The sequence below is a fragment of the Mesorhizobium sp. M7A.F.Ca.US.006.04.2.1 genome, from assembly GCF_004022915.1.
In the GTDB taxonomy this organism is placed as follows: Bacteria; Pseudomonadota; Alphaproteobacteria; order Rhizobiales; family Rhizobiaceae; genus Mesorhizobium; species Mesorhizobium ciceri.
The window spans coordinates 1-6,921 of the sequence record NZ_RZQA01000288.1 but is presented as its reverse complement, the minus strand read 5'-3'; the positions used below and the strand labels follow the sequence as shown (position 1 = coordinate 6,921).

General features: G+C 62.6%; 7 protein-coding genes. All 7 read right to left on the bottom strand.

All coding sequences use genetic code 11. From position 1 onward, the window contains the following. Window positions 1-421: ATP-binding cassette domain-containing protein (locus tag EN925_RS16835; RefSeq protein WP_128336718.1), on the bottom strand; the 421-nt coding region annotated here is incomplete at its 3' end. Continuing rightward, entirely contained in the window at window positions 421-1,245 is an 825-nt protein-coding gene (locus tag EN925_RS16830) for an ABC transporter permease (protein WP_013528250.1), read from the bottom strand. The genes EN925_RS16830 and EN925_RS16835, both read right to left, overlap by 1 nt. Before the next feature lie 10 nt (window positions 1,246-1,255). After that, on the bottom strand, window positions 1,256-2,215 hold the full coding sequence (locus tag EN925_RS16825; protein WP_013528249.1) for an ABC transporter permease: 960 nt from the start codon (window positions 2,213-2,215) through the stop codon (window positions 1,256-1,258). A 16-nt stretch (window positions 2,216-2,231) separates the two neighbouring features. Next, the gene (locus EN925_RS16820; protein WP_013528248.1) at window positions 2,232-3,818 is read right to left on the bottom strand and encodes an ABC transporter substrate-binding protein; all 1,587 of its coding nucleotides are present in this window, start codon (window positions 3,816-3,818) and stop codon (window positions 2,232-2,234) included. A gap of 154 nt (window positions 3,819-3,972) precedes the next feature. Next, the gene (locus tag EN925_RS16815; protein WP_127384914.1) at window positions 3,973-5,958 is read right to left on the bottom strand and encodes a CocE/NonD family hydrolase; all 1,986 of its coding nucleotides are present in this window, start codon (window positions 5,956-5,958) and stop codon (window positions 3,973-3,975) included. A gap of 82 nt (window positions 5,959-6,040) precedes the next feature. Then, entirely contained in the window at window positions 6,041-6,634 is a 594-nt protein-coding gene (locus EN925_RS16810) for a nucleoside deaminase (RefSeq protein WP_024501941.1), read from the bottom strand. After that, on the bottom strand, window positions 6,631-6,921 hold a 291-nt coding region (locus EN925_RS16805; protein ID WP_206632834.1), incomplete at its 5' end, for an ureidoglycolate lyase. The genes EN925_RS16810 and EN925_RS16805, both read right to left, overlap by 4 nt.

The following is a 6,921-nucleotide window of genomic DNA, read 5'->3' as shown; positions in this document are numbered from 1 at the left end:
TCGCGGTGCCGTGCAGCAGGGTGGCTTCCACCACCTGGTCCATCAGTCTGTGCGCCGGGTTGAAGGCCGCTGCCGCCGACTGCGCGACATAGCAGACCTCGCGGCCGCGTAATTTGCGGAAGCCGTCCTTGCCGCCCTTGAGGATGTCGCGGCCGTTCAGGATCACCTCGCCGCCTGTGATGCGCACGCCGCCGCGGCCGTAGCCCATAGACGACAAGCCGATAGTCGACTTGCCGGCGCCGGATTCGCCGATCAGGCCGAGCACCTTGCCCTTCTCGAGCGTCAGCGAGACATCGTGCACCAGCACGATGTTCTTCGGCGGTTCGCCGGGCGGGAAGACGGTAGCCTCGATGCGCAGATTGCGGATGTCGAGCAGCAGGCCTGACTTCGGTTGCCCGAGCTTCGCTTTGGTGTCGGCCATCACCCGCGTCCTCCCTTGAGGCTTGTCGTCCGGTTGAGCACCCAGTCGGCAACCAGGTTGACGGAAATCGCCAGCAGCGCGATCGCCCCCGCTGGGATGAGTGCGGCCGCGATGCCGAACACGATGCCGTCTTTGTTTTCCTTGACCATGCCGCCCCAGTCGGCGTCCGGTGGCTGCACGCCAAGGCCGAGGAACGACAGCGTCGACAGGAACAGCACCGCGTAGATGAAGCGCAGACCGAGTTCGGAAACCAGCGGCGACAATGCGTTGGGGAGGATCTCGCGGAAGATGATCCAGCCGCTGCCTTCACCGCGCAGTTTCGCCGCTTCGACATAGTCCATGACGTTGATGTCGACGGCGACCGCGCGCGACAGGCGATAGACGCGGGTCGAATCCAGAATGCCCATCACCAGGATCAGCGTCACCAGATTGGTCGGCAGCACCGACAGCACGACGAGACCCATGATCAGCGTCGGGATCGACATCAAGAGATCGACGAGGCGCGACAGCAGCGTGTCGAACCAGCCGCCGAAGACGGCCGCCGAGAAGCCGAGAATGGCGCCGAGCGAGAACGACAGCGCGGTGGCCAGCACCGCGATGAACAAAGTGATGCGGGCGCCGTAGATCATGCGCGAAAGCAGGTCTCGGCCGAGATTGTCGGTGCCCAGCAAATGGGCAGCCGACATCGGTTCCCAGACGTCGCCGACGATTTCGCCATTGCCGTGCGGCGCGATCCAGGGGGCGAAGACCGCCGCAAGCACGAACAATGCCGTCAGCACGATGCCGATCAGCGCGGGGATGGGGATGCGTTTGATATCGAGCATATCCGCCCCCCTATTTCGGATGTCTGAGACGCGGATTGGCGACGATCGCCGCTATGTCCGCAATGATGTTCAGGCTGATATAGACGGCGGCGAAGATCAGGCCGACCGCCTGCACCACCGGCACATCTCGCTTGGTGACGTGGTCGACCAGATACTGTCCCATGCCCGGATAGACGAAGATCACCTCGACCACGACGACGCCAACGATCAAGTAGGCGAGGTTGAGCATGACGACATTGATGATCGGCGCGATGGCGTTGGGGAAGGCGTGCTTGCGGATGACGTTGAAAGCCGACAGGCCCTTCAGTTCCGCCGTCTCGACATAGGCCGACTGCATGACATTGAGGATCGCCGCGCGTGTCATGCGCATCATGTGGGCGAGCACGACCAGCGTCAGCGCCGTCGCCGGCAAGGCGATCGCCTGCATCCGTTCGCCAAAAGGCATGCCGTCATAGACGGTCGAAATGCCGGGGAAGATCTGCCATTTCACGGCGAAGAAATAGACCAGCACATAGCCGATGAAGAATTCGGGAAACGAGGTCGAGGCCAGCGCCAGCCCGGAGATCAGCTTGTCGACCCAGCCATTGCGGTAGCGCACCGCGATCAGGCCGAGGATGATCGCCAGCGGCACGGCGACGATCGCCGCCCAGAAGGCGAGGAACAGCGTGTTCCACAGCCGTCCCTTGATCGACGTGGCGATGTCCTGCCCGCTCGACATGGCCGTGCCGAGATCGCCGGTCAGCACGCCGCCCAGCCAATGAAAATACCTGAGATAGGCTGGCTGGTTGAGTCCGAGCTGCTCGCGCAGATTGGCAAGCGACTCCGGCGTCGCCGACTGTCCGAGAATGGCTTGCGCGACGTCGCCGGGCAGGATCTGGGTGCCGGCGAAGATCAGGACCGAAACGGCCAACAAGAGCAGAATGCCCAGCGCAACGCGCTGGGCCACCAGTTTCAAGATGGGTGAGGACATATCCGCAAGGCCAAGCTCAGGCTTCGAGCCAGCACTTCGCCAGCGCGTAGCCGTTCATCAGCTCCTGATGCGGATCGTCGACCCAGCCGCCGACCTTGGCGCCGGTAGCGTCGATGAACTGGTTGAACATCGGCAGGATCAGGCCGCCCTCGTCTCGTACCAGGACAGCCATGTCATGATACATCTGCTTGCGCTTGGTCTCGTCGAGCTCGGCGCGCGCCGCCAGCACCATCTTGTCGAAGTCAGGACGCTTGAAACGCGTGTCGTTCCAGTCGGCGGTCGACAGATAAGCGGTGGAGTACATCTGGTCCTGGGTCGAGCGGCCGCCCCAGTAGGACGCGCAGAAGGGCTGCTTGTTCCAGACCTCGTTCCAATAGCCGTCGCCGGGCTCACGCTTCAGCTCGATCTGAATGCCGGCCTTGGCCGCGCTCTGCTGGAACAACTGCGATGCATCGACGGCGCCCGGGAAAGCGACGTCCGAGGTCCGCAGCAGGACGGCGCCGTCGTGGCCGGACTTCTTGAAGTGGAACTTGGCCTTGTCGGGATCGTACTTGCGCTGCTCGATCTCGGTAAACAGCGGATAGGACGCATTGATCGGGAAGTCGTTGCCGAGCGAACCGTAGCCGCGCAGGATCTTGTCCAGCATTTCCTCGCGGTCGATGGCCAGCTTCAGTGCCATGCGCAAATCGGCGTTGTCGAACGGCGCCGTGTTGCAATGCATGATGAACACGTAGTGGCCAGGACCCGCGTGGTTGCGGATGGTGACGCCCGGCAGGCGCTTGATCAGGTCGACGATCTTCGGCTCGACGCGGTTGATCACGTTGACCTGGCCGCCCTGCAGGGCGGCCGTGCGCGCCGTCGCATCGTTGATGACGATGATCTCGATCTGGTCGGCATGGCCCATCTTGTCGCCCTGCCAGTAATTGGCGAAACGCTCGCCGCCATGGCGCACACCGGGCTCATTGGTCGTGACCTTGTAAGGACCGGCCGAAATGCCTGCGTCAGCCTTGTCCTTGCCGCCATTTGGTTGGACGATCAGGTGATAGTCGCTGAGCAAATAGGGCAGATCGGCATTGGCCTCCTTCAGCGTCAGCACGACTTCCTTGCCGCTGGCCTTGATGGTCTCGATACCTTTCATGTAGCCGAGCGCGCCGGATTTCGACTTCTCGTCGGAATGGCGCTCAAGTGTGGCGGCCACGTCCTCGGCGGTCACTGTCTTGCCGTTGTGGAATTCGACGCCGTCGCGGATCTTCAGCGTCCACACCTTGGCGTCGTCCGACGAGCCGATCTCCTCGGCGATGCGGTTCTCGAGCTTGCCTTCCGGCGAAAGCTCGACAATCAATTCGCCCCACATCTTGCCGAAGGCGAACGGCACCTGAGTCATGAACAGTGCCGGATCAAGGCTGTTGGTGGATTCGCCGCCGACAAGTCCGGCCTTCAGTGTGCCGCCCTTGACCGGGCCTGCCGCGCGTGCAGCGCTTGAAAGCAGCGAGTTGGCGAAGGGCGCGGAGATACCGAGCGCCGCCGCCCGGCCGAGAAAATCACGACGGCTCAGTTTGCCCGACGCGACACGCCGGCTAAGAAATTCCAGTTCGTTCGACATTTTGAGTTCCTCACTCTGTTGGTTCGACTCTGCGGTCGTTTTTCTTGTTTCTTGTGAGGAGAATAATGACCGCAAGGGAAAGCGGTAAGCAAGACCGAATGCGACATGCCGTGGCGTAAATCGTACGTCGCAATTGGACCAATGAAATCGGCATTCAAAGAAGCGCGCGCGGCACCTTCTCCTCGAAATTGCGCTCGAAGACGAGGGTTTCGTCCTCATAGGCCTCGATTCTGGCGCTGACGATGAAGTTTTGCGCATCCGATCGCATTTCGGCTGTCGTTTCGGTGCGTACTGACCATCCGTTTCGCGACAGGGTCTGCGTCCAGTGCGTCTTCCCCGAGGCCGACAGCGGATCGTCGGGATGGATCGTCCAGGTCTCGCGGGCGATGCTGCCATTGGCGAGGCGATGGGCGAGATCACGCACCTCGCCGAAATCGTCAACAATGGAAAGCGTCACCATTCCGGTCTTCTCATCACGATCGACATGGCGCTCTGAATTGGCGGCGCGGATCGTCTCTGTTGCCCAGGGGGTGGCACCTTCCGGCTCGGCGAACGTCACTTCGTCGCCTGTCGCCAGCGGCCGCAGCGGCAAATTGAGCGTCGCCGTCGACAAGGTGAGCTGGACCGGCTCCGGCGACGGCCAGATGGCAGGCCAATAGGCGTTCGAAACGGCAACACGCAGCCGGTGGCCGGCCGGCACGCGATAGGCGCATTGATCGAGCACGACGCGCACCGAGACGGTTTCGCCCGGCACCAGCGCCTCGGGGAATTCGTGCGAATTGCGGTGCGTCAGATTGAGCACGCCATAGGAGATCAACTCCGAGGCGCCGTCGGGATGCACATCGCAAAGCCGGACCGCGATGTTGGCCTGCGGACGATCAGAGGATAGCCGCAGCTCGACCTCCGGCGCTCCGACGATGTCGATCGGCTCGCTGAGTTCCGGCTGGTCGAAACACACCGACAGCGCATCGTCGGGGCGCTGGTCGCCGGGCAGTTCGGGGCCGAAGGTGAAGGGAAAATACTCGCCGCCGGCCAGGCCGCAGCTTTGCGGAGAGGCGATGATGGCGGGTTTTTCCGTTGAGGGGATCAGATCGACTGTTTGCATCTTGATGGTTGGCGAGGGCCATTCCTGCTCCGCCACCCAACGGCCGGGACGCTCGGGGTGCCAGCGCGCCGGACGCACGCTGTCCATGACATAGGCGCGGTAGGCCGGGTCGGCCTCGACGCCGGTGTCGACACCCTTCAGCCAGCGGTCCCACCAGCGCAAGGCCTCCTGCAGGAAGCCGATGGCAGGCTTGGGCCCGGCGTAGTGCGGGTATTTGTGGATCCATGGCCCGACGATGCCCTTGACCGGGGCTTGGATGTTGGTCGCCAGATGCGAGACGGTGTTGCGGTAGCCGTCATGCCAGCCGCCGATCGACAGCACGGCGGCTTTGACGGCGGAAAAATCCTCGCAGATCGAGCCGCGCTTCCAGTAGGCATCACGGTGCTGGTGTTTCAGCCACAGCGGCGCCAGGAAGGATTGGTTCTCCAGCCGGGTCAGCCACAGATCGCGCCACCGGTTGTCGCCGGCCAAAAGCGGATCCGGCGGCCGCGACGAGTAGGACAGCATGGTCGAGGCCCAGCCGAAATTCTCGATCAGCAGGCAGCCGCCCTTGTAGTGGATGTCGTCGGCATAGCGGTCGACGGTCGAGCACAGGCTGATCACCGCTTTCAGCGCCGGCGGCCGCTTGGCCGCCACCTGCAGGCAGTTGAAGCCGCCCCAGGAAATGCCCATCATGCCGACATTGCCGTTGCACCAGGGCTGGCTTGCCGCCCAGGCGATGACGTCGCAGGCGTCCTGCAATTCCTGCTCGGAATATTCGTCGTCCATCAGCCCTTCGGAATCGCCATTGCCGCGCATGTCGACGCGGATCGAAGCATAGCCGTGGCCGGCGAAATAAGGATGCGTCAGCTGATCGCGAAAGATGGTGCCGTCGCGCTTGCGGTAGGGCAGATGCTCTAGGATGACAGGCACCGGATCGTCGCCCGCATCCTCCGGCATCCACACCCGCGCCGACAGGCGGCAGCCATCCGGCATGACGATGCCCATATCCGGGAATTCGACGATTTTGCGGGCAAATTCGGTGACGGTTTTCATGGCATGCTCCAGGATCGCCAGATGATGGAACCTGCCGTGCCGCGTCGTGGGCCAGCCAACGAATTCGGCTGGTCAATCCGCGTCAGTTCAGCGGGATATCGTTATCGTCCTTGTTCGCCTGATAGATGTTGGACAATTCATCGTAGCGCGCCGAAATCGCGCCGATACGGGTCTCCAGCCGTCGCCGCTCTGCCTCGGGCAACGCTCGCACCAGCCTGCGGATAGAAAAGCTCTTCCAGTAGGCATTCTCGGCATTGTAGCCGCCGGGATCGAGGGTGAAGACCTCTTTCAGGATCTTCAGGTCGTGCGGGATGGCGAAGCTGTCGCGCGAATCCTCGTGGCTGAACAGATAGTAGAAATTATCGAAGCCGGTCCAGGTGATCGCCGACAGGCACAGCGAGCAGGGTTCGTGCGTGGCGATGAAGATGGCGTCTTTCGTATCGACGCGCTCAGCCCTGGGCATTTCGTAGAAACGCTTCAGGCAGTGTACCTCGCCATGCCAGAGCGGGTTTTCCATCTCGTTGTTGGTTTCAGCCAGCACCAGCGAACGGTCGTCCTTGCGCAGGATCGCCGCGCCGAACAGCTTGTTGCCATAGGTAACGCCCTCGGCCGTCTTCGGCACGATGTCGTGCTCGATCACATCGAGCAGGCGGTCGATCAGTGAAATATCGGTCACAGGAGGCTCTCGTTGGGCAAGTGGATCTCGTAGGCGTGCGAGAAATGGAACTCTTCGAGATTGGAGCCATCGCCGCCACGGTCGACGATCAGGAAGTCCTGAGCCTCGCCGAGCGGCGTCAGCACGCCATGCCAGAGATTGCGCCGGTAATTGATACCTTGTCCGGGTGCGGTGATGAAGGCATGCGGCTCGCCCGGCCCCTGCTCCCCGTCATGGCAGACGACGACCAGGAAGGGGCGCGGCGAGAGCGGGATGAAGGCCTGGCTGCCGAAGGGATGGCGCTCGAC